Source organism: Mycobacterium sp. NPDC050041, assembly GCF_049541695.1.
GTDB lineage: Bacteria > Actinomycetota > Actinomycetes > Mycobacteriales > Mycobacteriaceae > Mycobacterium.
In genome coordinates this window covers 806,216-829,194 of record NZ_JBMVDG010000001.1, presented here as the reverse complement: position 1 = coordinate 829,194, position 22,979 = coordinate 806,216, and the positions used below count along the sequence as shown (strand labels likewise).

The window sequence follows — 22,979 nt, the reverse complement described above, 5'->3', positions numbered from 1 at the left end:
TTAGGATCGGGTCATCCTCGGGTCAGGAAGGACTCCCGTCATGACCACCGAATCCGTCAGCGCTCCCACCCACGACATCGACTCGACCGTCGCCAGGCTCCGGCAGACGTTCGCCACCGGCCGCACCCGCGACATCGAATGGCGCAAACAGCAGTTGAGGGCGATGGAACGCCTGATGCTCGAGAACGAGGCCGTCATCGCCGACGCGCTGGAACAGGACCTCGGCCGCAAGCCGTTCGAGGCGTGGCTGGCCGACATCGCCAGCGTCGCCGGCGAGGCCAAGGACGCGGCGAAGAACCTCCGCAAGTGGACGCGGCGCAAGTACCGGATGCTGGAGATGTCGCAGCTGCCCGGCCTGGGCTGGGTGGAGCACGAGCCGTTCGGCACGGTGCTGATCATCGGCGCCTGGAACTTCCCGTTCGCGCTGACGCTGGGCCCGGCCGTCGGCGCCATCGCGGCAGGCAACACCGTGCTGCTCAAGCCGTCGGAGGTGGCGGCCGCCTCGTCGGCGGTGATGGCCGACCTGGTGCCCAAGTACCTGGACAACGACGCGATCGCGGTGATCGAGGGCGACGGCACGGTCAGCCAGGAACTCATCGCCCAGGGCTTCGACTATCTGCTGTACACCGGCGGCACGGAGATCGGCCGCAAGGTCTACGAGGGCGCCGCGCCGCACCTGACGCCGGTGACGCTCGAGCTGGGTGGCAAGAGCCCGGTGATCGTCACCGCCGACGCCGACATCGACGTCGCCGCCAAGCGCATCGCCTGGACCAAGCTGATCAACTCCGGTCAGATCTGCATCGCCCCCGACTACGTGCTCGCCGACGCCAAGATCCGCGACGAACTCGTCGACAAGATCAAGGCCGCCGTCACCACGTTCGAGTCCGGTAATCCGGAGGGCAAGCGCATCGTCAACGAGCGGCACTTCGACCGGCTCGCCACGGCGCTGGCGGCGACGAAAGGACAGGTCGTCGTCGGCGGCGGGTCCGACGCGTCGACGATCAGCATCCAGCCGACGGTGGTCGTCGATCCCGACCCGGCCGAGCCGCTGATGACCGACGAGATCTTCGGCCCGATCCTGCCGATCGTGACGGTCCAGTCCTTGGACGACGCCATCGATTTCGTCAACGCACGGCCGAAGCCGCTGGCCGCGTACCTGTTCACCAAGACCAAGAGCATCCGCGAGCGGGTGGTCAAGGAGGTGTCCGCGGGCGGCATGGTGGTCAATCACCTGCTGTTCCACTTCGCCACCCACAAGCTGCCGTTCGGCGGCGTCGGCCCATCGGGCATGGGCGCCTACCACGGCAGGTTCGGCTTCGAGACGTTCAGCCACAAGAAGTCGGTGATGACGAAGACCACCCGACCCGACGTGGGCGCCTTCATCTATCCCCCGTATACAGAGAAGGCCTGGAAGCTGGCCCGCAAGCTGTTCTGAGCTCGCCCCCTCGCCACCCCTCGTCAACGAAGCTCGAGAGATAGGAAACCCATGCCAGGAGTGCAGGATCGCGTCATCGTCGTCACCGGGGCCGGAGGCGGTCTGGGGCGTGAGTACGCGCTGACCCTCGCCAGGGAGGGCGCCAGCGTCGTGGTCAACGACCTCGGCGGTTCGCGCGACGGCACCGGCGCGGGTTCGGCGATGGCCGATCAGGTGGTCGACGAGATCAAGGCGGCAGGCGGCCGCGCGGTCGCCAACTACGACTCCGTCGCGGAGTCCGAGGGCGCCGAGAACATCATCAAGACCGCGATCGACGAGTTCGGCAAGGTCGACGGCGTGGTGAGCAACGCGGGCATCCTGCGCGACGGCACCTTCCACAAGATGACGTACGAGAACTGGGACGCCGTGCTGAAGGTCCATCTCTACGGCGGTTACAACGTGATCCGCGCGGCGTGGCCGCACTTCCGCGAGCAGAGCTTCGGCCGGGTCGTGGTGGCCACGTCCACCAGCGGTCTGTTCGGCAACTTCGGGCAGGCCAACTACGGGGCCGCCAAGCTCGGCCTGGTCGGGCTGATCAACACCCTGGCCCAGGAGGGTGCGAAGTACAACATCAAGACCAACGCCGTCGCGCCGATCGCGGCCACCCGGATGACGCAGGACATCCTGCCGCCGGAGGTCTTCGAGAAGCTCACCCCGGAGTACGTGGCGCCGGTGGTGGCCTACCTGATGACCGAGGAACTGCCCGACACCGATTCGATCTTCATCGTCGGCGGCGGCAAGGTCCAGCGCACCGCGCTGTTCCAGAACGAGGGCATCACCTTCTCCGACGGGGTGCCGTCACTCGACGACGTCGCGGCCAAGTGGGGCGAGATCACCGACCTGTCGGCGGCGCAGCAGGCCAGCTTCAAACTCGGGTGAAAGCGCTTGTCGCGCAATCGTTGACGGGTCCCGCCGGCCTGGAGTACACCGACGTCGACGACGTGCGCAGTGCCGACGCCGTCGTCATCGACGTCGGGGCTGCGGGGGTCAACTTCCCCGACCTGCTGCTGCTGCGCGGCGAGTACCAGCTGAAGCTGGATCCGCCGTTCATTCCGGGCGTCGAGGTGGCGGGCACCGTGCGCTCGGTGCCCGAGGAGTCCGAGTTCACCGTCGGACAACGGGTTTCGGCGTTCTCGCTGCTGGGCGGCTTCGCCGAACAGGTGGCGGTGCCCGCGTCGTCGGTGGTGCCGACCCCGCCGGGTGTCGACGACGCGTCCGCCGCGGCGCTGCTCGGCAACTACTACACGATGTACTTCGCGCTGGCGCGCCGCGGCGCCCTGCGCATCGGGGAGACCGTGCTGGTGCTCGGATCGGCGGGCGGCATCGGCACGGCCTCGATCCAGATCGCAAAAGCGATGGGCGCCAAGGTGATCGCGATGGTGCACCGGCCCGGCGCCCGGGATTTCGTCGAGTCGCTGGGCGCCGACGTGGTGCTGCCGCTGACCGACGGCTGGTTGCAGGCGGTCCGCGACGCCACCGACGGCCGCGGCGTCGACCTGGTGGTCGATCCGGTCGGCGGCGAGGCGTTCGACGACGCGATCCGCGCGCTGGCCACCGAGGGCCGGCTGCTGGTGATCGGCTTCGCCGCGGGTGGAATCCCGACGGTGAAGGTGAACCGGCTGCTGCTGCGCAACGTCTCGGTGGTCGGCGTGGGTTGGGGCGAGTTCGTCAACCGCAATCCGGGCGCGCAGTCGCTGTTCGGGTCCGGGCTGGGCAAGCTGGTCGAGGCCGGGCTGCGCCCACCGCCGCCGGTGACCTACCCGCTCGCGGAGGGCCGCGCCGCACTCGAGGCGCTGGCCGCGGGTGAGATCCGCGGCAAGCTGGTGCTCACACCGTGACGCCGATTCGCGCCCTGGCGTTCGACGTGTTCGGCACGGTGGTCGACTGGCGGTCCAGCATCGTCGCCGAACTCGAGGCGTTCGGCCGCCGGCACGGGCTGTCCCAGGACTGGCCGGCGTTCGCCGACGACTGGCGGGCCGGGTACGCGCCGGCGATGGACCGGGTGCGGCAAGGCGAGCTGCCGTGGACGCGGATCGACGACCTGCACCGCGGCCGCCTCGTGGAGCTGCTCGCCGGCGCGGGCATCGCGGTCGGCGACGACGAGATCGACGAGCTGAACCGGGCCTGGCACCGTCTGGACCCGTGGCCGGACACGGTGGCCGGGCTGACGCGGCTCAAGGACCGGTTCGTCATCACCACACTGTCCAACGGCAACGTCTCGCTGCTGACGAACATGGCCAAGCGCGCAGGCCTGCCGTGGGACTGCGTGATCTCCGCCGAGCTGTTCCGGCACTACAAGCCGGATCCGGAGGCCTACCTCGGCTGCGCCGACCTGCTCGGCGTCGCGCCGCAGGAGCTGATGCTGGTCGCCGCCCACCCCGGTGACCTGCGCGCGGCCCGGTCGGCGGGACTGCGGACGGGCTTCGTGTTCCGTCCGCTCGAACACGGACCCGACCGGGTGTTGCGGATGCCGCCGGACGGCGAATTCGACGTCATGGCAGCCGATTTCCAGGATCTGGCCGACAAACTGGGGGCATGAGCGGCGTAGCGTGGACGGCGTGACCACACCTCTTCCGCCCGCGCTCCGGATGGCTCAGAAGCTGCTCGCCGATCCGCCGGCGAGCCCGAGGATCGACGGCGGTTACCTCGACCTGCTGGGCGACACGGGTGACGCGTCCGAACGCAACACCGGAACCATCCAGGCGATGTGGGCGTCGCGGCTGGGCTCGATGGTCTACGACAACTCCCAGATCGTGGTGCGGCGGCTGGTCACGTCGTGGCAGCTGCCGATCGACTGGCTGAGCCTGCCCGTCGGTGGTGTGGCGCTCGACGTCGGCAGCGGACCGGGCAACGTCACCGCGGCGCTCGGCCGGGCGGCGGGCCCCGGTGGACTCGCGCTCGGCGTCGACATCTCCGAGCCGATGCTCGCCCGTGCCGTGCGCGCCGAGGCAGGGCCGAACGTCGGATTCGTCCGGGCCGACGCGCAGCGACTGCCATTCCGCGACGAGTCGGTCGACGCGCTGGTGTCGATGGCGATGCTGCAGTTGATCCCCGATCCGGCGGTGGCGCTGGCCGAGATGGTGCGGGTGCTGCGGTCCGGCCGCCGGATGGCCGTGATGGTGCCGACGGCCGGGCCCGCTGCGCGGCTGATCGGGGTGCTGCCCAACGCGGGCGCCCGCGTCTTCGACGAGGACGAGATCGGGGACACCCTCGAATCGCTCGGCCTGGTCGGCGTGCGGACCAAGACGATCGGCACCATCCAATGGGTGCGCGGCAGGCGGCCGTGACGCCGTAGGCTCGCTGACGTGAGCACGGGCGGCATCCTCCTGGTCGGACTGGCGATCGCCGTCGGGCTGGTCGGCATCCTGGTTCCGCTGCTGCCGGGCACGTTGCTGATCTTCGCGGCGATCCTGGTGTGGGCGCTGGTGGAGCAGGACGTGGCCGGATGGGTGACCCTGGCGGTGGCGTCCGTACTGCTCGGCGCGACGACTTTGGTGAAGTACCTGTGGCCGGTGCGCCGGATGCGCGCGGCCGACGTGCGGACCTCGAGCCTGGCGGTGGGCGGTGTGCTGGGCATCATCGGCTTCTTCGTGATCCCCGTCCTCGGCCTGCCGATCGGCTTCATCGGCGGCATCTACCTCGCCGAACTCGCGGCGCGCCGTGATCAGCGGCTGGCCTGGGCGTCGACGGTGCACGCGCTGAAGGGCGTCGCGCTGTCGATGTTCGTCGAGTTGGCGGGTGCGCTGCTGGCGACCGCGGCGTGGGTGGCCGGGGTCTACGTCACGCAGTAGCGCTGTCGGTCAGTCGCGTAGCTGCTGCCGCAGGCGCGCGACGTCCTCGTCGGTGACGCCGACGGCGGCCAGGTAATTCTCCAGCGAGCCGTAGTCGCCGAGGATGGTGCGCCGCGCCGCGTCGAGGTATTCCTCACGCACCCCGAGGATCTCGTCGGCCAGCCGGGCCTCGGCGAACGTCACGATCTCATCGGTGGGCTGCTCGGCGGCGCGGGCACGGATCGACTCCATGATCTGTTCGCGCAGCAGGGGTACGGCGTCGTTGCTGCGGAGGAAGTCCGCGACGATGGCGTCGCGGCCGACACCGGCGGCCTCGAGCACGACCGAGACGGTGAACCCCGTGCGGTCCTTGCCCGCGAAACAGTGCGTGAGCACCGTCCGCTGCTCGGCGAGCAGCGTCACCATCCGGCGCACGGCGGCCTGCGCCCCGGCCATCGCCGGGTACTTCGCGTACTCCTCGGTCATGTAGCGGCCCGCCGCCGCCGCGACGTCCTCCGCGCCCTCGGTCTCCTGCGCCAGCATCTGCTCGAAGCCCTGCTCGTGCGGGGCATGGGTGCCGACCTCCCGGAACGGCAGCCGGTGGACGGCGACACCGTCGGGCACCAGGCTCGCACCGCGGCGGTCGACCTCACGGTCCGAACGCAGATCCGCGACGTCGGTGACACCGAGCCCGGCGAGCGCCGCCCGCCCTGCGTCGTCGAGTGCGGCCAGCTCGCTGGACCTGAAGAACCGGCCGGGCCGGATCGCGGTGTGTTCGGCGATGTCGCGGAAGTTCCACGCCCCCGACAGCTCTTCGAGGCCGCGCGTCACGCGCCCGTCACCGCCGCGGCGAACGGGGACTTCTCCCTGCCGAGTTCGGCGCGGGCGATGGTGCGCATGTGCACCTCGTCGGGACCGTCGAACAGCCGCATCGCCCGGTGCCAACCGTAGAGCCGGGCCAGCGGCACGTCGTCGCAGATGCCCGCCGCGCCGTGCACCTGGATCGCCCGGTCGAGCACGTTGCACGCCATCTGCGGCGCCACCGCCTTGATCTGCGCGACCTGCATCCGGGCTTCCTTGCTCTTGTTGCCGTGCTGGTCGATGGTCCACGCCGCCTTGTGGCAGAGCAGCCGCGCCTGGTCGATCTCGTTGCGCGACAAAGCGACCTGCTGCTGAACCACGCCCTGCTCGGCCAGTGGCTTGCCGAACGCTATGCGCGTCTGCACCCGGTCGACCATCAGCGCGAGCGCACGCTCGGCCACCCCGATCGCACGCATGCAGTGGTGGATCCGGCCGGGACCCAGGCGAGCCTGGGCGATCGCGAAGCCGCTGCCCTCCTCGTGCAACAGGTTCGCGATCGGCACCCGCACGTTGTCGAACGAGATCTCACAGTGTCCGTGCTGATCCTGATAACCGAACACGGGCAGCGACCGCTCGATCGTCACCCCCGGCGTGTCCACCGGGACGAGGATCATCGACTGCTGCTGATGGCTGGCCGCGTCGGGGTTGGTCCGGCCCATCACGATCAGGATCTTGCAGCGGGGATCGGCCGCACCGGAGATCCACCACTTGCGGCCGTTGATGACGTAGTCGTCGCCGTCCCGCAGCATCGTCGTCTCGATGTTGCGCGCATCCGACGACGCCACCGCCGGCTCGGTCATCGCGAACGCGCTGCGGATCTCGCCGGACAGCAGCGGCTCGAGCCACTGCTTGCTCTGCTCCTCGTCGGCGAACAGGTGCAGCGTCTCCATGTTCCCGGTGTCGGGTGCTGCGCAGTTGAGGGCTTCAGGAGCGATCTCCATGCTCCAGCCGCTCAGCTCGGCCAGCGGCGCGTACTCCAGGTTGCTCAGCCCCGATTCCGAGGGCAGGAACAGGTTCCACAGCCCCTGCTCCTTGGCACGTGCCTTGAGCTCCTCGACGATCGGCGGGACCGTGTGGTCCTTGGGTCCGGCCTCCTCGCGGTAGCGGTGGTACTCCGCTTCGGCGGGGAAGACGAACTCCGTCATGAAAGCGGTCAGCCGCTTGTGGTAATCCAGTGCCTTGGCCGACATCGCGAAGTCCATCCGGCCACGATATGACACGTGTAAAAGCATGCGGCTCCCGCCCACGCCCGCCCGGGGTGCGAACGGCCGACGGCCCCGCCGTGGAGGTGGCGGGGCCGTCGGTGGTCGGTGGATCAGTGGTGTCGCCGGTGGTGGCGCATGACCTTCTTGCGGTGGTGTGAGCCCTTCATCTGCTGGGCGGTCGGCTTCGCCTTGGTCGGCTGGACGTAGGAGTGGCCGGGGTCCTGCGGAGCGGAGGGCGGGGCGGCCGACGCGGTGCCCGCCAAGCCGAGGGCAGCGCCGCCGATGATGCCGGCCGAGAGGACCGGGAGGGCGAGGACGCGGACGATGGTGTTCATGATTTCTCCTGTGTTCGTTGACTTTTGAGTTCTTCCGCCGGTGTTCTCCGGCGATGACACAACTATGTCGCGAACCGGGGCCTGCGTCTGTCCGCCGATCGGCGGTCACACCGGAGGAATCCCCGTTCCCCCGATCGGGGGAACGGTGGCGAGCGCTGTGTCAAGCTGATCGGCGTGGCCGACGAGGCGCTCGGCAAGGTGCGCGTGGTGGTGGGCGACGACCACCCGCTGTTCCGCGACGGAGTGGTGCGTGCGCTGCAGTCCAGCGGTGCGATCGACGTGGTGGCCGAGGCCGACGACGGAGTGGCCGCGCTGGCCATGATCCGCGAGCACCGGCCGCAGGTGGCGCTGCTGGACTACCGCATGCCGGGACTGGACGGCGCGGAGGTGGCCGCGGCGGTGATCCGCGACGACCTGTCCACCCGGGTGCTGCTGCTGTCGGCCCACGACGAGTCCGCGATCGTCTACAAGGCGATACAGGAGGGCGCCGCCGGCTTCATCTCCAAGGAGTCGTCGCGCAGCGAACTGGTCGAGGCGGTGCTCGACTGCGCCAAGGGCCGCGACGTCATCGCCCCGGCGCTCGCCGCCGGACTGGCCGGTGAGATCCGCCGCCGCAACGAACCCGACGCCCCGGTGCTGAGCCCGCGCGAGCGCGAGGTGCTCACGATGATCGCTGCGGGTCTCAGCATCCCGGCGATGGCCAGGGACATGTTCCTCGCGCCGTCGACGGTGAAGACCCACGTGCAGCGGCTCTACGAGAAGCTCGGCGTCAGCGACCGCGGCGCGGCTGTCGCCGAGGCGATGCGCCGAAAACTGCTCGACTGACATGCTTTCCGGCACAGGGCAGCTGGTCGAGCGGTACTCCACCGAACCCGTGCGGGTGGCCGCGGTGCTACGGCTGCCGCTGATCGCCCTGATGCTCGTGCTGGTCATGGAGTGGGAGGTGGACCACTGGCTGCCTGCGCTCTACGCCGCGATCCTCGGCGGCTACGCCGTGGCCGCCGCGGCGTGGCTGGTGGCGATCCACCGTGGTCCGTTGCCGAGCTGGTCGACGTGGGCGCCCACCGCGGTCGACGTCGCGGTGGTGGTGGTGCTGTGCCTGGTGTCGGGCGGCGCGACCGCCGCGCTGCTGCCGGTCTTCTTCCTGCTGCCGCTGTCGGTGGCATTCCAGGACCGTCCGGTGTTGACGGCGGTGCTCGGATTGTGCTCTGCCGTCGGCTATCTCGCCGTGTGGGTCGTCTACTCCAAGCGCGACAACCGTGTCGGCATGCCGGACATGGTGTATCTGCAGTTCGGATTCCTGGTGTGGCTGGCCGTCGCCACCACCGCGCTGTGCTTCGTGCTGGCCCGCCGGGCGGCGCGGGTACGGGCCCTGCAGGAGGTGCGCCGCCGGCTGGTCTACGAGTCGACCCGAGCGGAGGAACGCCAGAATCGGGAACTGGCCGAGCATCTGCACGACGGTCCGCTGCAGACACTGCTCGCCGCCCGGATGCAGCTCGACGAGATCCGGGAGAGTCATCCCGACACCCGCCTCGACGCGGTGTACGCCGCGCTGCAGGACACCGCGGCCGGGATGCGCTCGACGGTGACCGAACTGCACCCGCAGGTGCTGGCGCAACTCGGGCTCACCGAGGCGGTGCGGGAACTGTTGCGCCAGCACGGCTCCCGCAGTGACTTCCTGCTCGAGGCCGACCTGGATGACGTCGGGGCTCCGGCCTCGCAGGCGCTGCTGTACCGGGCGGCGCGCGAACTGCTCACCAACATCGGCAAGCATGCGGGCGCCACCGAGGTGACGGTGTCGCTCCGTCGCGACGGCGACCGCGTGGTGCTCACCGTCGCCGACGACGGCACCGGATTCGACCCCGCGATCGTCGACGAACGGGTCGCGCAGGGACACATCGGCCTGGCGTCGCTGATGGTGCGCATCGACGCGATGGGCGGGCACCTGCACGTCGAGTCGACGGAGGGCGAGGGCACCCGGATCACCGTCACCTCGCCGCCCGAACCCGGGCCCGGCGGCTCGTGAGCACCGGTAAATCGGTGGCGGCCGGGCGCGGTCGCGGACGAGGATTGCGGGGGTGATCGACTTCTCCGCTGTCGCCGGTGTCGCGCTCGTCGCCCTTCTCATGGTGCTGACGCCGGGTCCGAACATGATCTACCTCGCCTCCCGCAGCGTCAGCCAGGGCCGTGCCGCCGGGTTGGTGTCACTGGCCGGCGTCGCGTCGGGTTTCGCGGTGTACCTGTCGGCGGCCACCCTCGGCCTGACCGCGATCTTCGTGGCGGTGCCCGCGCTGTTCACCGCCGTCAAGATCGCCGGTGCGGTCTACCTGGGCTACCTGGCGTGGACCATGCTGCGGCCGGGCGGGAAGTCGCCGTTCGGCGGCGCCGACCAACAGGCGCACCGGCCGCTGCGGCTGTTCGGCATGGGTCTGGTCACCAATCTGCTGAACCCGAAGATCGCGCTCATGTACATGGCGCTCATCCCGCAGTTCATCGATCCGGCGCGCGGGTCGATCTGGTTGCAGGCGCTGCTGCTCGGCCTGGTGCAGATCGCGATCGCGGTGACCGTCAACGGAGCGATCGTGCTCGCCGCGGCCACCATCTCCGGCTTTCTCACCGCGCGACCGGTCTGGCTGCGGGTGCAGCGGTACGTGGCGGGGACGGTGCTGGGCGGGATGGCCGTGAAGATGGCCGTCGACAAGTAGGCACCGACAAGTAGGCACCGATCGGCGCGAAACGGCCGGCGCCCGAGCCGGGCCACTACGCTCGACCGATGTCACGGACACCGCTCGAAGCGGCGCGTTCGCGCGACTACCTGCTGCGGCTCGCGCATTCCGACGCGGGCAGGTTCAAGGCGATCGGGAACGCGCAACTCGACCTCGGCAGCGGGCACGTGGTCGTCGACGTGGGATGCGGGCCGGGGGCCGATCTGAGGTCCTACGCCGAGGCGGTCGGCCCGACCGGACGGGTGATCGGCATCGACCATGACGTCGAACTGATCCGGCACGCCAGGGCCGACACCGCCGACCTGGCCAACGTGTCGACCGAGATCGCCGACGCACACCGGCTGCCCGTCGAGACAGGTTCGGTGGACCGGGTGCACATCGACCGCATGCTGCAGCACGTGTCGTCGCCGGCCACCGTGATCGGTGAAGCCGCCCGGCTGTTGCGCCCGGCGGGGCGGATCGTCTGCGTCGAACCGGACTGGGCCACCCTGGTCATCGACCATCCGGACGCCGCCACCAGCAGTGCGTACACCCGCTACAACGTCGAGCGCACCGCGCCCAACGCCACCGTCGGCCGGGCGCTGCCCCGGCTGCTCCGGCACGCCGGGTTGACGGTCGACGCGATCATCCCGGCCACCGTGGTGTTCACCGCCGCCGCCGAGGCCGAGAACGTGCTCACCATCCGGTCGGTCACCGAAGGCGCTGTGGCCGCCGGATACCTGAGCGAGGAGCAAGCGCGTAGCTGGCTGCAGCACCTCGACACGGAACCGTTCTTCGCCTCGATCACGCTGTTCGTCGTCGCAGCAGCGGCTCAGGCCAGGTCGTAGAGCAGCCGGTCAGCGCGCCGTGAGCGCCCGGGAGATCACGAGTCGCTGAATCTGGTTGGTGCCCTCGAAGATCTGGGTGATCTTGGCCTCCCGCATGAACCGCTCCACGCGGTAGTCACGGGTGTAGCCCACCCCGCCGAGCACCTGCACGGCGTCGGTGGTGACCTTCATCGCCGCGTCGGTGGCCACCAGCTTGGCGATGCTGGCCTGCATCGAATACGGCAGGTCGAGATCGCGCCTGCGCGCGGCGTCGAGATACGTGGTCCGGGCGCTGACCACGGCGGCGGCCATGTCGGCCAGCAGGAAGCCAAGCCCCTGGTGGTCGATGATCTTGCGGCCGAACGTGGTTCGCTCGTTGGCGTACTCGGTGGCGGCATCGAGCGCGGCCTGCGCGATCCCGACCGCCACCGCGGCGATGCCGAGCCGCCCGGAGTCCAGGGCGGAGAACGCGATCTGCAGGCCCTGGCCCTCGGCGCCGATCCGGCGGTCGGCGTCGACGCGGGCATGGTCGTAGTACGCCGACGTGGTGGGCACCGCGTGCAGCCCCATCTTCTCCTCGGGCACACCGAAACTCAGCCCCGCCAGATCGCCGGGGATCAGGAAGCTGCTGATGCTTCCACGACCTCCCCGGTCGCTACGCTCCTGCCCGCCGGCGCGACCCTCCTCGCCGGTGCGGACGAACAGCGTGTAGAAATCCGCCCGCCCACCGTGGGTGATCCAGGACTTCTCCCCGGTGATGACGTAGCCGTCGTCGTCCCGCACGGCCGCGCAGCGCAACGCCGCCGCGTCGGATCCGGCCTGCGGCTCCGACAGGCTGTACGCGCCGATCTGCTCACCGGACAGCATGCCGGGCAGCCACCGCTGCTTCTGCTCGTCGGTGCCGAACGCCAGCAGCGGATGCGACGACAGGCTGTGCACGCTGACCGCGACGGCGACGGCCGCCCACCGTGCCGCGATCTCCTCGAGCACCTGCAGGTACACCTCGTAGGGCTGGCCGCCGCCGCCCCACTCCTCGGGCTGCGGCAGGCTCAGCAGCCCGGCGGCGCCCAACTGCTCGAACACCCCGTCGGGATACGTCTCCGCCTTCTCGTGCTCGTCGACGATCGGTTCGAGCACCTTGTCGGCGATGTCACGCGTCAGCGCGATGAGATCGCGCGCCTCGTCGGAGGGGAGCAGGCGGTCAACGGGCATGGTCGAACATCCTAGTGATCTGCGCTGAGCGATCGACTAGCGCTGCCTGCCTGCTCTCGAATTTGCGCGCAGGGTCGTGATTCCGCGGAGTGCACGACCCTCTGCGCATAATCGACGTCGGCTAGACCTTCTCGCTGACCGACAGCGCCGCGTTGATCGCGTCCACCCGGTCCTTGGCGTCGCCGAACAGCATCTGGGTGTTCTCCCGGAAGAACAAGGGGTTCTGCACACCCGCGTAGCCCGAGGCCATCGAGCGCTTGAAGACGATGACGTGGTCGGCGTTCCACACCGTCAGCACCGGCATGCCGGCAATCGGGCTGCTGGGATCCTCCGAGGCCGCCGGGTTGACGGTGTCGTTGGCGCCGATGACGAGCACGACGGAGGTGCCGTCGAAGTCGTCGTTGATCTCGTCCATCTCCAGCACGATGTCGTAGGGCACCTTCGCCTCGGCCAGCAGCACGTTCATGTGGCCGGGCAGGCGGCCCGCGACGGGGTGGATGCCGAAGCGCACGTCGACGCCGCGCTCCCGCAGCTTGCGGGTCAGGTCGGCCACCCCGTACTGGGCCTGCGCTACGGCCATGCCGTAGCCGGGCGTGATGATCACCGACGATGCGGTGCTGAGCAGCTCGGCGGCGCCCTCGGCGTTGATTTCGCGGTGCTCGCCGTAGTCCTTGTCCTCGGCCGGGCCCGCCTCGATACCGAAGCCGCCGGCGATGACGGAGATGAACGACCGGTTCATGGCCTTGCACATGATGTAGGACAGGTAGGCACCGGAGGACCCGACCAGCGCGCCGGTAATGATCAACAGGTCGTTGCCGAGCAGGAAGCCCGACGCCGCGGCGGCCCAGCCCGAGTAGCTGTTCAGCATCGACACCACCACCGGCATGTCACCGCCGCCGATCGAGGCGACCAGATGCCAGCCCAGCAGCAATGCCAGCACCGTGACGACGACCAGCAGCCACAGCTGCGGGTCGATCACGAACCAGACGGTGAGCGCGGCGAACACCGCCAGCGCCCCGACGTTGAGGAAGTTCTTGCCGGGCAGCATCATCGGGGCGGACTTGATCCGTGCCGACAGCTTGAGGTTGGCCACGATCGAACCGGTGAACGTCACCGCGCCGATGAAGACGCCGATGACGACCTCGGCGGAGTGGATGCCGAGCATTCCCTCGCCCGCCAACTGCACGGCTTCGGCGCCGCCCGCGTCGCCCTCGACGTGCAGGTAGCCGTTCCAGCCGACCAGCACGGCGGCCAGGCCGACGAACGAGTGCAGCAGCGCGATCAACTCGGGCATGCCGGTCATCTCCACGACCTTGGCGCGCCACAGGCCGATCGCGGCGCCGATGACCACGGCGCCTGCCAGCAGCGCCAGGCCCACCGGTTCGATGTGGCGGGCCAGCGCGAGAGCGACGGTCGCGATCAGCGCCAGCGCCATGCCTGCGATGCCGAAGCTGTTGCCGGCGCGCGACGTCTCGTGCTTGGACAGGCCGGCCAGCGCCAGGATGAACAGCAGCGCGGCGACGACGTAGGCCGCGGTGGCGGCGGTTTCTATGGTGAACATGTCTCAGCTCCTCGAGAACATCGCGAGCATGCGGCGGGTCACCGCGAAGCCGCCGAAGACGTTGATGCTGGCGAGCAGGATCGCGGCGGTGGCCAGGGCGGTGACGGCGACGTCCCCGTGGCCGATCTGCAGCAGCGCGCCGACCACGATGATGCCCGAGATCGCGTTGGTCACCGACATCAGCGGTGTGTGCAGCGCGTGGTGCACATTGCCGATCACGTAGTAGCCGATCACGATCGCCAGTGCGAACACCGTCAGGTGCACCTGCAGCGCAGCAGGGGAGAAGGCGATGAGGGCGAACAGCACCGCGGCCGCCGCGAAGGCGATGCCCAGCCGGCGTCCCGTCGACATCGGCTCCTTGGCCTTGGGCGCCTCCGCCGGCGCGGTCTTGGCGGCGGCCGGTGCCGCGGACACCTGCACCGGTGGCGGCGGCCATGTCACCTCGCCGCCGCGCACGACGGTCACCGACCGCTGCACGACGTCGTCGAAGTCGAGGGTGAGCTGGCCGTCCTTCTCCGGGGTGAGCAGCTTGAGCAGGTTCACCAGGTTGGTGCCGTAGAGCTGGGAGGCCGTCGCGGGCAGCCGCCCGGCCAGATCGGTGTAGCCGATGATCGTCACGCCGTTGTCGGTGACGACCGCCTGGTCCTTCACCGTGCCCTCGACGTTGCCGCCGTTGGCCGCGGCCATGTCCACGATCACGCTGCCCGGGTTCATCGAGGCGACCATCTCCGCGGTGATGATCCGCGGCGCGGGCCGGCCCGGGATGAGCGCGGTGGTGATGATGATGTCGACGTCCTTGGTCTGCTCGGCGTACAGCGCCGCCTCGCGGGCCTTGTAGTCGTCGCCCATCTCCTTGGCGTAGCCGGTCGCCGAGACCTCGGCGGCCTCCGGGTCGACGTAGAGGTACTCCCCGCCGAGCGACTTGACCTGGTCGGCGACCTCGGGCCGTGGGTCGGTGGCCCGCACGATGGCGCCCATGCTGCCCGCGGCGCCGATGGCGGCCAGTCCGGCCACGCCCGCGCCGACGACCAGCACCTTGGCCGGCGGCACCTTGCCCGCCGCGGTGACCTGCCCGGTGAAGAACCTGCCGAAGCTGTGTGCCGCCTCGACGACGGCCCGGTACCCGGCGATGTTGGCCATCGACGACAGCACGTCCAGTGACTGCGCCCGCGAGATGCGCGGGACGGCGTCCATCGCCAGCACGGTGATCGGGCGGGCGCCCATCTTCTCGACCAGCTCGGGGTTGAGCGCCGGCGAGATGAGGCTGACCAGCGTGGCTCCGTCGCGCAGGGCCGCGATCTCGGCGTCGGCGGGGGCGTTGACCTTGAGGACGACGTCGGCGGACAGCGCTTCTCCGGACGAGCCGACCTGGGCGCCTGCGTCGACGTACGCCTCATCGGAGAAGCTCGAGGCGTCACCGGCACCGGACTCGACGACGACTGAGTAGCCGAGCTTGATCAGCGCTCCGACGGTCTGCGGCGTGCCGGCGACACGCGTCTCACCCGCGTGGGACTCGCGCGGTATTCCGATAATCATCCGAAGAGTCTCCCATTTGCTCTCGGGCCCCGCGCGCGGCCCTGGGGCGGTAAGCGGTGCGCTTACCCGCCACCTCGACGAGGGCCGGGTTCACCAGGAGAGGTCGGGCTCGGATTCTGCGCAGCGAAGGTCCAGATCGGCGGCCGCCAGCGTCACCGTCCTGCTCACGCGGTCGGCGTCGGCCGGGTCGGCGAACCGGACCGCGCCGGAGCTCCACCGGCGCACTCGGTTGACCGCCCACGAGGCGCGGCACACCACCGACGCGCCCTCGGTCTCCAACGCCACGGCGCCGACTCCGGGTCGCGCGCACTCGCCGATGACGGCCGTCACGGCATCCCGCGGCAGCACCGCCCGACCCGTGACAGCGACCGCGAAGCGGCAGCGTCGCCGCACGCCCTCGGGGACCGGCCCGGTGTGCACGCGCTGGTCTTCGATGCCGATCTCGCGGAGCAGGGAGCGGGCCCGCGGACCGTCGACCCAGACGCCGACGTCCTCGTGCAGGAAGCAGGCGACGGTGCCGACGAGCGACGCTGCGGTGTGCCCGGCGGCGTCGACCTGCACCGCGATGTCGGGCAGGGCGTAGCGCAGTCCCGGCCTGCGGGCATCCGGATCGGTGATGAGCCGCGCCAGGGTGAGCGCCTCGGCGTTCTTCACCGCCCTGCGGTCAGCGACGGGACGGTCGGCCCAGTCCGGGCCGTCGTGCCAGGCGACGGCGTTGCGGGCATGGTGCAGCACGGCGCCGTTGGCCATTGCGCGGTGAGCGAACTCCCAGTCCTCGCCGCCGTACCGGCCGAAGGACTCGTCGAAGCCACCCGTGTCCGCGAACAGGGCGGCGCTGCAACACATCACCGAGCTGATGACGTAGCGGTAGGAGCGGTGGTCGATGTCCAGGAGGTCACCGCCGGCCCGGTACGCGTCGGCCAGCCAGGCCGGTTCACGCAGCACCGGCGGCGCGACCGCACCGGCCCACCAGTCCGGCAGGCCCTCAGGGCCGACGTCGTCGAGCACTGCGTGTCGACGCCGCCCCACCACCAGCGCGTCGGGGACTCGCGCCGGAAGCCGGGTGATCTCGCTCAGATAGGACGGCTCGGGAACGGTGTCGGCGTCGAGGAAGCACATCACCTCCGCGTCGGTCGCGGCGGCGCCGAGGTTGCGGGCTGCCGCGGCGCGGAACCCGAGGTCGTCCTGCTGGACGGTGGTCACCCTCAGCTCAGTCGGCGGGATCACCGGAGGACGGGCTGAGCCGTCGTCGGCGACGACGACGTGGACGAGACGACCGGGGTGGGTCTGCAGCTCCAGCGCCGCGAGCAGGCGTTCGAGTTCGCTCTGCTGGTTGTAGAACGGGATCACCACGGCCACGGTGGGCAGGCTGCGGGGAGGACCGGTCACCAGATCCCACCGGTTGGCGGGAACGGTGACGCGCCCATCGGTCAGCGGTAGGGCCGCGTCGGGTGTGGTCATCGATGCCATCCCGCGAGCAGTTCGGCATAGCGGGCGGCGGCCTCGTCCCTCGTCGGTGTGCACACCGTCCCGGCGGTCAGCCAGGTCTGCCGGGGGTCGGCGAGTGCCCGCGCCAGCGACTCGCGCAACCCTTCGACGGTGTCCGGGTACAGCGACAACACGCCGGGATTGCGGCCGTCGATCTCACGGGTGTACCGGTTCGACGGCGCGAGCGGCCGACGGCCTGCGGCGAGCCATGAGTTCAGCGATCCCGACGCCGAGATGTGCCGGTGCGGTGCCACCGGCACCGTGACGCGGCGCAGCGCGTCGGTCACCGTGTCGTCGGGGAGATGGCCGGTCAGGGTGAACCGGCGGCCACGACGTGCACCGTGTGCGCGCAGTTCCTCGACCAGGTCGTCGTGTCCGGCCGACGGCTCCCCGATCGCCAGCACCTCGATGCCCGGATCCGAGCCGGTCAGGGCATCGATCACCTCCGCGTGGCCCTTGCCGGGGTAGACGAAGCCGAAGATGCCGACCGTCGGCGGCGCCGCGGCCGCCAGCATGGGCGCGAAGGAGATATCGATCGGCAACGGCACCACGCCGACACGGTCCGCCGGGCCGCCGGACTCGAGCAGCAGCGACCGCTCGTGTTCGCTGCTGACGACGATCCCGTCCGCCGCGGCGACCACGCTCCGGTATGCCGCCAGCCGTCGCCGGTGGTTCGCCCCGTCGGACGGCTGCGGCAGGTCGTGCAGTGTCGCCGTGACGCGGACACCGCCCGAGCGCACCGCGCCGGCGACGGCGGCGACCGCTTCGGCGGCCTCCTCCGGAGTGCCGCCGAACAGCCGGTCGGTGAACTGGAGATGAGCGCCACCGGTCCACGCGTGGTCCCGCAGGACGTCCGCGATCCCCGCGGCGCACACCGCGCTCAGATCGAACCCGTTGTCGCGCAACGCTTGTGTGAGATCGAGACCGAACCGCACGACGCCGTGCCGACGGGGCCCGACGACGAGATGGGTGACGGCCGGCCTCACCGTCGCACCCGGTGTCGGGTCAGGCCCAGCAGCTCGGCGGTGGCAGCATGCCGTTGCAGGGCGAGTCCGACGTAATCGGGATTCTGCGCATACCAGCGCATCTGCGCGGCATGCACGTCCTGCGGTGACAGCGGACCGTGCTCAGTGGTCCAGCAGGTGCGCGGCGTCGCATCGATCCGCAGCGCCTCGAGCACCCGCTGCTCGAGCGGTGCGTAGACCGAGCGCAGCAGGGTGCGCGGCGGTGCGGGCACCGGCGCCGCCACGCCTCGCGATGCGAGGATGCGCCTGCCCAGCTCGACGAGCACGGAGTTGCCCGGATGGTTGATTGTGTGGGCGGCGTCGGCGCCGCACCGCATCAGCACGTCGGAGACGCCGACATCGGTGTCCCGTTGCTCCCGGCGGCCGAGTTCGGCGAGGCTGGCCTCGGCGGCCGCGACGAGCTGCGCTGCGGACACCTCGACATCCCACGGTGCCTCCGGAGACCGTCCGTCACGCGCGGCGACGATCGTGCGCAGGTCGTGATACGGGACCGCAGGCGGGACCACGGACCGGTCGGCGGGGTGCCGCACGATGACCTGGAACGGGTACAGACCGGCGTACCGAATCACGGGCCACCGCACCACGGCCGCCGACCGCGGGAGACGGGCGGCGAGCTGGCCGGTGCCGATCGGCAGGTCGCGGTAGTCGGGCCGGATCGGCTGGCTCATCAGCACCGCGGTCCGCGCGAGCAGCGCGTCCAAGTGAGGCAGATCGGAGTGCTCCAGTTCGTGCACCGGGGGTGTCCGCACGGTCCGATACGGCCGGCCCGGCACCGCGTCGAGCACCAGGCGCAGCGCCTCGGCCTGACAGTTCCCCATGATCAACCACAGCGGTTCGTCCGCCCCCGGATCGGACCGTCCGTAGAACTCGCCGTAGTGCGCGGCCCGCCCGGTGTCTTCGCTCACTCCGCGAGGGTAGATGGCTCCAGGGTGGGTATAGACCACCGTCTACACATCGCCCGAACGGCGGCGAGGTGTTGCCCGTCGTTGTCCGAAGAAGGTTGAGCATCGTGATCACCGTGGCCTCAGTTCCTGCTGGGCATCCCTATGTCTGCGCGATCACTGACACCGAAGATGTTGCGCTGCTGCGTGATCCGGTGCCCCCGGGTGCGACGCTGCCAGGACAGTGGTGGCCGCCACGCATGCTCGAGCCGAATTATCTGATCGGTCAAATCGATCGGATCGACCTCTTGCACGTGCATTTCGGCTTCGATTCCACGGCGCCCGAGGTGCTGCGGGACATCGTGCGCCTGCTGCGTGCGCACCGTGTCCCGCTGGTGCTGACGGTGCACGATCTGCACAACCCGCACTTCGTCGACACCACCGATCACCTGGCTCGGCTCGACGTGCTCGTTCCCGCCGCGGCGGAGGTGATCACCCTGACCCCGGGAGCGGCCGACGCCATCCTCGCGCGATGGGGTCGGGTCGCCACGGTACTCCCGCACCCGCACGTGCTGCCGATCGAGGCCATCGGCGCGCCGCGCACACCGCACCCCGAACCGGTGGTGGCGGTGCACGCCAAGTCGTTGCGCGCCAACATCGATCCCTTTCCGGTGATCGACGGACTGCTGGCGCCGGACCTGCCGGACTGGCGGCTGCGCCTCGACGTCGACGACGACGCGACCTCGTCGTCCAGGTCGGACGAACTGTCGGCGGCCCGGCTCGACGAGCTGCGCACCCGAGGTGTCGACGTGCGGGTGCATCCGCGCTTCACCGACGCCGAGCTGGTGGACTATCTGCACGAGGTGGACGTCCTGGTGCTGCCCTATCGGTTCGGCACCCACTCCGGCTGGCTCGAGGCCTGCTTCGACGCCGGTGTCCGTGCGGTCGTCCCCGACTGCGGCTACTTCCACGAGCAGCACGACGTCCCGACCTACCGCTGCGAGGCGGGCGTACCGGACCCGGTGAGCCTGCGGTCCGCGGTGAGCGACGCCGTCGACAGCATCCGCCCGCCGCGCCCGATCGAGGATGCCGGCCGCAGGCGGGCACGGCTGAATCAACGGACCCGCATCCGCAGGCAGACGACCGGCATCTACCGACGGCTGCTCTCCGAGGCGGCCGCGGCATGATCCGCCCGCTTCGGATAGCGCTGCTCGCGTCGTCCCGCTATCCCGTCCGCCAGCCGTTCGCGGGTGGCCTGGAGGCCTTCGTCTACGAGTTGGCCCGCGCACTCACCGCCGCGGGCCACCACGTGACGATGTTCGCCGCACCCGGTTCTGCCGTCGATCTGCCGTGGGATGTGTTGCCGGTGCACACCTTCGAGATGAGCGAGGCGTCCCGCGAAGATCCGTCGGTGCCGGAGTGGGTGGTGCACGAAACCCACGCCTACTTGTCGGTGATGCTGGATCTGGCTGACACGCTGCGGGATTCGTTCGACATCGTGCACAACCACAGCCTGCACTATCTACCCCTGGCGATGGCGCGGACCATCGCGGCGCCGATGCTGACGACGCTGCACACTCCTCCGCTGAAGTGGCTGGAGCAGGCGGTGGTACTCCCCGGCGGGGTTGCGAGTGAGTTCGTCGCGGTCAGTGCGTTCACCGCCCGCCAATGGGAGCCGGTTACCGGTCCGGTCCAGGTGATTCCCAACGGCATCAACCTCGACGACTGGCGACCCGGACCCGGTGGTGACTATGCGGTGTGGAGCGGGCGCCTGGTGCCGGAGAAGGGCCTGCCCGACGCGATCGCCGCGGCGCGCCGGGCCGGCATCCCGCTGCGCATCGCGGGACCGATGGGCCCCCCGGACTACTTCGCCGAGCATGTCCGGCCCCGGCTCGGCGGCTCGGTGAGCTACGAGGGACACCTGTGCCGCGAAGATCTCAACGACCTGGTCGGGGGTGCCGCCGTCGCCCTGGTGACGCCGCGCTGGGAAGAGCCGTACGGACTGGTCACCGCCGAGGCGCTGGCGTGCGGCACGCCGGTCGCCGCGTTCGCGCGCGGCGGCATCCCCGAGATCCTGGACGCGACCAGCGGCCGGATCGCACCGCCCGATGACCGCGACGCCCTCGCCGACGCGATGGTGGACGCCGCCGAACTGCCGCGGTCGCGGGTGCGCGCCCGCGCCGAAGCGCACTGTTCCCAGGCGGTGATGGTGCGCCGGTACCTCGACTGCTACTCCGGACTGCTCGACGAGGAACCCGAGAGCCTGTCGGCGTGATCGGCTACTACGTGCATCATCACGGGCGGGGGCACCTCACCCGCGCGCTGGCCATCAGCCGGCACCTGACCGACGACGTGGTGTTCTTCTCGTCCGCACCGAGGCCGGCGGCGATCCGGCCGGGCGACGACTGGGTACAGCTGCCCTCCGACGTGCCGCCCACCGGCCAGGCCGCCGTCGACGCCACCGCGAACGGCCGGCTGCACTGGGCGCCCGTGGGGGTGGACGGGCTCGCTGAACGGTCGGCGATGCTCCTCGATGCGATCGTGGAACTGCGGCCGCGCCGCATGGTCGTCGACGTCTCGGTGGAGGTGACGATGCTGGTCCGGCTGGCCGGCGTGCCGGTGACCGTGATGGCGATGCCCGGGGACCGCACCGACCAGGCGCACCGGCTGGCCTACGACGTCGCCGACCGGATCGTGGCGCCGTGGTCCGCCGATGTCTACCGGCCCGCCTGGCTGCGTCGGTATGACGAGCGGACTCACTACGTCGGCTCGATCAGCCGGTTCGACGGGACGCCGCTGCGACCCGGGCCGCGGTCGACGGCGGCGACCGGGCTCCTGCTCGCGGGCGCAGGGGGGTCGGAGGCGCCGCGCGATGCGGCGGCGGAACTCACGCGCGCCGCGCCGGGTCTGCGCTGGGTGGCCGCGGGCGGCGGCGCCGACTGGGTCGACGACCTGTGGCCGCTGCTCTCGGCCGCCGAGGTGGTGATCACCCACGCAGGCCAGAACGCGATCGCCGATGTGGCCATGGCCAAGGCGTGCGCCGTCGTGATCCCCGAGCAGCGGCCGTTCGGGGAACAGCACGCCACCGCGGCTGCTCTCGCGGAGGCGGGCATCGCGGTGTCGGTGCCACGCTGGCCTTCCGCCGACCGGTGGGCGGCACTGGTGGAACGGGCACGCCACCAGGACCCTCGGCAGTGGAATCGGCTGCGGGTGGAGGGTGCGGCCGCGCGCGCCGCGGCGGCCGTCGTCGCATGACCGGGCCGAAGACCGCCGTCGTCACGGTCGTCCACGGCAGGCACCATCACCTGCGCGCGCAGAACGCCGGCCTGGCCCGGTCCGACGCGCGACCCGACGTGCGGTGCGTGGTGGCCATGGCGGATCCGGCGATCGCCGCCATCGCCGGAGACGACGCGGAGGTCGTCGACTGTCCGGTCCCAGGCGCCGGGCTACCACTGGCCGCTGCGCGCAACGCGGGCGCCGAGCGGGCGTTGCGGCGCGGCGCCGAGCTGCTGATCTTCCTCGACGTCGACTGCATACCCGGCCGCTCGCTCGTCGGCCGCTACGTCGAGGCGCACCGCACCTTCGGCGCCGCCGCCCTGCTGAGCGGTCCCGTCACCTATCTGCCGCCGGCGGGTCCGAACGGCTACCCCCTCGACACCCTCGACGAGCTGACGCGGCCGCACCCGGCCAGGCCCTCGCCGCCGGCCGGAGCGCTGGTTCGCGCGCCGGATCACGATCTGTTCTGGTCGTTGTCGTTCGCGGTGTCGGCGGACACCTGGGGTCGGATCGGCGGCTTCTGCGAGGAGTACGTCGGCTACGGCGGGGAGGACACCGACTTCGCCGCCGTCGCCCGCCGCCATGACGTCCCCTTGGTGTGGGTGGGCGGTGCGCACGCCTACCACCAGCACCATCCGGTGTCCGATCCGCCGGTGGAACACCTCGCCGAGATCGTGACCAACGCCCGCGTCTTCCGCAGCCGCTGGAACCGCTGGCCGATGCCGGGCTGGCTGGACGCGTTCGAGCGGATGGAGCTCATCGTCCGCCGTGGGGACGAGATATCCCTGAGCGTGCCGGAATTCGAATCGCGCTGAGCGCAGCT

General features: G+C 70.5%; 23 protein-coding genes. 14 read left to right on the top strand and 9 right to left on the bottom strand.

What is annotated here, in order from left to right; translation table 11 throughout:
• Positions 1-40 precede the first annotated feature (40 nt).
• The 6 genes from ACPCHZ_RS04050 to ACPCHZ_RS04025 are packed head-to-tail and all read left to right on the top strand — an operon-like array spanning position 41 to position 5,265.
• Entirely contained in the window at positions 41-1,435 is a 1,395-nt protein-coding gene (locus ACPCHZ_RS04050) for an aldehyde dehydrogenase family protein (protein ID WP_423483553.1), read from the top strand.
• Positions 1,436-1,486: 51 nt separating this feature from the next.
• Positions 1,487-2,353 carry an SDR family oxidoreductase gene (locus ACPCHZ_RS04045; protein WP_364977768.1) on the top strand — a complete coding sequence of 289 codons (867 nt, stop codon included), beginning with the start codon at positions 1,487-1,489 and terminating at the stop codon, positions 2,351-2,353.
• Positions 2,350-3,312, top strand: a complete 963-nt coding sequence (locus ACPCHZ_RS04040; RefSeq protein WP_423483552.1) for an NADPH:quinone oxidoreductase family protein — start codon at positions 2,350-2,352, stop codon at positions 3,310-3,312. The genes ACPCHZ_RS04045 and ACPCHZ_RS04040 overlap by 4 nt, the downstream gene beginning before the upstream one ends.
• The gene (locus ACPCHZ_RS04035) at positions 3,309-4,013 is read left to right on the top strand and encodes a haloacid dehalogenase type II (protein WP_423483551.1); all 705 of its coding nucleotides are present in this window, start codon (positions 3,309-3,311) and stop codon (positions 4,011-4,013) included. Before ACPCHZ_RS04040 ends, ACPCHZ_RS04035 begins: the two co-directional genes overlap by 4 nt.
• 49 nt (positions 4,014-4,062) lie before the next feature.
• Positions 4,063-4,761 (top strand): methyltransferase domain-containing protein, encoded by a 699-nt coding sequence (locus ACPCHZ_RS04030; protein ID WP_423483801.1) that lies wholly within the window; start codon positions 4,063-4,065, stop codon positions 4,759-4,761.
• Between the two features lie 18 nt (positions 4,762-4,779).
• Complete coding sequence (locus ACPCHZ_RS04025; protein WP_423483550.1) at positions 4,780-5,265, top strand: DUF456 domain-containing protein; 486 nt, start codon at positions 4,780-4,782, stop codon at positions 5,263-5,265.
• Positions 5,266-5,274: 9 nt separating this feature from the next.
• Here ACPCHZ_RS04025 and ACPCHZ_RS04020 read toward each other — a convergent pair whose 3' ends face one another.
• From ACPCHZ_RS04020 to ACPCHZ_RS04010, 3 genes are all read right to left on the bottom strand, one after another.
• Positions 5,275-6,075 (bottom strand): tyrosine-protein phosphatase, encoded by an 801-nt coding sequence (locus ACPCHZ_RS04020; RefSeq protein ID WP_423483549.1) that lies wholly within the window; start codon positions 6,073-6,075, stop codon positions 5,275-5,277.
• A complete protein-coding gene (locus ACPCHZ_RS04015; protein WP_423483800.1) occupies positions 6,072-7,295 on the bottom strand; it encodes an acyl-CoA dehydrogenase family protein in 1,224 nt (407 codons plus the stop codon). The genes ACPCHZ_RS04020 and ACPCHZ_RS04015 overlap by 4 nt, the downstream gene beginning before the upstream one ends.
• A gap of 125 nt (positions 7,296-7,420) precedes the next feature.
• Entirely contained in the window at positions 7,421-7,645 is a 225-nt protein-coding gene (locus ACPCHZ_RS04010; protein WP_423483548.1) for a hypothetical protein, read from the bottom strand.
• A gap of 174 nt (positions 7,646-7,819) precedes the next feature.
• On the opposite strand from ACPCHZ_RS04010, the gene ACPCHZ_RS04005 reads away from it, so the two are divergent.
• The 4 genes from ACPCHZ_RS04005 to ACPCHZ_RS03990 all read left to right on the top strand — a co-directional run bounded on the left by ACPCHZ_RS04005 (position 7,820) and on the right by ACPCHZ_RS03990 (position 11,198).
• Positions 7,820-8,470 carry a response regulator gene (locus ACPCHZ_RS04005; RefSeq protein WP_423483547.1) on the top strand — a complete coding sequence of 217 codons (651 nt, stop codon included), beginning with the start codon at positions 7,820-7,822 and terminating at the stop codon, positions 8,468-8,470.
• Position 8,471: 1 nt separating this feature from the next.
• The gene (locus ACPCHZ_RS04000) at positions 8,472-9,671 is read left to right on the top strand and encodes a sensor histidine kinase (protein WP_423483546.1); all 1,200 of its coding nucleotides are present in this window, start codon (positions 8,472-8,474) and stop codon (positions 9,669-9,671) included.
• A gap of 52 nt (positions 9,672-9,723) precedes the next feature.
• The gene (locus tag ACPCHZ_RS03995) at positions 9,724-10,350 is read left to right on the top strand and encodes a LysE family translocator (RefSeq protein WP_423483545.1); all 627 of its coding nucleotides are present in this window, start codon (positions 9,724-9,726) and stop codon (positions 10,348-10,350) included.
• 68 nt (positions 10,351-10,418) lie between these two features.
• Positions 10,419-11,198, top strand: a complete 780-nt coding sequence (locus ACPCHZ_RS03990) for a methyltransferase domain-containing protein (protein WP_423483544.1) — start codon at positions 10,419-10,421, stop codon at positions 11,196-11,198.
• Between the two features lie 9 nt (positions 11,199-11,207).
• Here the strand turns inward: ACPCHZ_RS03990 and ACPCHZ_RS03985 are convergent, their stop codons facing one another.
• From ACPCHZ_RS03985 to ACPCHZ_RS03960, 6 genes are all read right to left on the bottom strand, one after another.
• Positions 11,208-12,389: an acyl-CoA dehydrogenase family protein gene (locus ACPCHZ_RS03985; RefSeq protein ID WP_423483543.1), complete on the bottom strand. Its 1,182-nt coding sequence runs from the start codon at positions 12,387-12,389 to the stop codon at positions 11,208-11,210.
• 121 nt (positions 12,390-12,510) lie between these two features.
• Positions 12,511-13,950, bottom strand: a complete 1,440-nt coding sequence (gene pntB, locus ACPCHZ_RS03980; RefSeq protein ID WP_423483542.1) for a Re/Si-specific NAD(P)(+) transhydrogenase subunit beta — start codon at positions 13,948-13,950, stop codon at positions 12,511-12,513.
• Positions 13,951-13,953: 3 nt separating this feature from the next.
• Complete coding sequence (locus ACPCHZ_RS03975; RefSeq protein WP_423483541.1) at positions 13,954-15,486, bottom strand: Re/Si-specific NAD(P)(+) transhydrogenase subunit alpha; 1,533 nt, start codon at positions 15,484-15,486, stop codon at positions 13,954-13,956.
• A gap of 90 nt (positions 15,487-15,576) precedes the next feature.
• Positions 15,577-16,947 (bottom strand): glycosyltransferase, encoded by a 1,371-nt coding sequence (locus ACPCHZ_RS03970; RefSeq protein WP_423483540.1) that lies wholly within the window; start codon positions 16,945-16,947, stop codon positions 15,577-15,579.
• Positions 16,944-17,960, bottom strand: coding sequence for a glycosyltransferase (locus tag ACPCHZ_RS03965; RefSeq protein WP_423483539.1), 1,017 nt, complete (start codon positions 17,958-17,960; stop codon positions 16,944-16,946). The genes ACPCHZ_RS03970 and ACPCHZ_RS03965 overlap by 4 nt, the downstream gene beginning before the upstream one ends.
• Positions 17,957-18,904 (bottom strand): WcbI family polysaccharide biosynthesis putative acetyltransferase, encoded by a 948-nt coding sequence (locus tag ACPCHZ_RS03960; protein ID WP_423483538.1) that lies wholly within the window; start codon positions 18,902-18,904, stop codon positions 17,957-17,959. The genes ACPCHZ_RS03965 and ACPCHZ_RS03960 overlap by 4 nt, the downstream gene beginning before the upstream one ends.
• 113 nt (positions 18,905-19,017) lie before the next feature.
• On the opposite strand from ACPCHZ_RS03960, the gene ACPCHZ_RS03955 reads away from it, so the two are divergent.
• The 4 genes from ACPCHZ_RS03955 to ACPCHZ_RS03940 are packed head-to-tail and all read left to right on the top strand — an operon-like array spanning position 19,018 to position 22,971.
• On the top strand, positions 19,018-20,067 hold the full coding sequence (locus ACPCHZ_RS03955; protein WP_423483537.1) for a hypothetical protein: 1,050 nt from the start codon (positions 19,018-19,020) through the stop codon (positions 20,065-20,067).
• Positions 20,064-21,155 (top strand): glycosyltransferase, encoded by a 1,092-nt coding sequence (locus ACPCHZ_RS03950; RefSeq protein ID WP_423483536.1) that lies wholly within the window; start codon positions 20,064-20,066, stop codon positions 21,153-21,155. Before ACPCHZ_RS03955 ends, ACPCHZ_RS03950 begins: the two co-directional genes overlap by 4 nt.
• A complete protein-coding gene (locus ACPCHZ_RS03945) occupies positions 21,152-22,135 on the top strand; it encodes a glycosyltransferase (RefSeq protein ID WP_423483535.1) in 984 nt (327 codons plus the stop codon). The genes ACPCHZ_RS03950 and ACPCHZ_RS03945 overlap by 4 nt, the downstream gene beginning before the upstream one ends.
• Positions 22,132-22,971 carry a glycosyltransferase family 2 protein gene (locus tag ACPCHZ_RS03940; RefSeq protein ID WP_423483534.1) on the top strand — a complete coding sequence of 280 codons (840 nt, stop codon included), beginning with the start codon at positions 22,132-22,134 and terminating at the stop codon, positions 22,969-22,971. Before ACPCHZ_RS03945 ends, ACPCHZ_RS03940 begins: the two co-directional genes overlap by 4 nt.
• The last annotated feature ends 8 nt before the right edge of the window (positions 22,972-22,979 follow it).

What these genes read in the sequence shown, in the direction of transcription:
- ACPCHZ_RS04050 (WP_423483553.1), top strand. Translation starts at nt 41, where the DNA reads ATGACCACCGAATCCGTCAGCGCTCCCACCCACGACATCGACTCGACC.
- ACPCHZ_RS04045 (WP_364977768.1), top strand. Translation starts at nt 1,487, where the DNA reads ATGCCAGGAGTGCAGGATCGCGTCATCGTCGTCACCGGGGCCGGAGGC.
- ACPCHZ_RS04030 (WP_423483801.1), top strand. Translation starts at nt 4,063, where the DNA reads ATGGCTCAGAAGCTGCTCGCCGATCCGCCGGCGAGCCCGAGGATCGAC.
- ACPCHZ_RS04015 (WP_423483800.1), bottom strand. Translation starts at nt 7,295, where the DNA reads ATGTCGGCCAAGGCACTGGATTACCACAAGCGGCTGACCGCTTTCATG.
- ACPCHZ_RS04010 (WP_423483548.1), bottom strand. Translation starts at nt 7,645, where the DNA reads ATGAACACCATCGTCCGCGTCCTCGCCCTCCCGGTCCTCTCGGCCGGC.
- ACPCHZ_RS04000 (WP_423483546.1), top strand. Translation starts at nt 8,472, where the DNA reads ATGCTTTCCGGCACAGGGCAGCTGGTCGAGCGGTACTCCACCGAACCC.
- ACPCHZ_RS03990 (WP_423483544.1), top strand. Translation starts at nt 10,419, where the DNA reads ATGTCACGGACACCGCTCGAAGCGGCGCGTTCGCGCGACTACCTGCTG.
- ACPCHZ_RS03985 (WP_423483543.1), bottom strand. Translation starts at nt 12,389, where the DNA reads ATGCCCGTTGACCGCCTGCTCCCCTCCGACGAGGCGCGCGATCTCATC.
- pntB (WP_423483542.1), bottom strand. Translation starts at nt 13,950, where the DNA reads ATGTTCACCATAGAAACCGCCGCCACCGCGGCCTACGTCGTCGCCGCG.
- ACPCHZ_RS03975 (WP_423483541.1), bottom strand. Translation starts at nt 15,486, where the DNA reads ATGATTATCGGAATACCGCGCGAGTCCCACGCGGGTGAGACGCGTGTC.
- ACPCHZ_RS03970 (WP_423483540.1), bottom strand. Translation starts at nt 16,947, where the DNA reads ATGACCACACCCGACGCGGCCCTACCGCTGACCGATGGGCGCGTCACC.
- ACPCHZ_RS03950 (WP_423483536.1), top strand. Translation starts at nt 20,064, where the DNA reads ATGATCCGCCCGCTTCGGATAGCGCTGCTCGCGTCGTCCCGCTATCCC.
- ACPCHZ_RS03940 (WP_423483534.1), top strand. Translation starts at nt 22,132, where the DNA reads ATGACCGGGCCGAAGACCGCCGTCGTCACGGTCGTCCACGGCAGGCAC.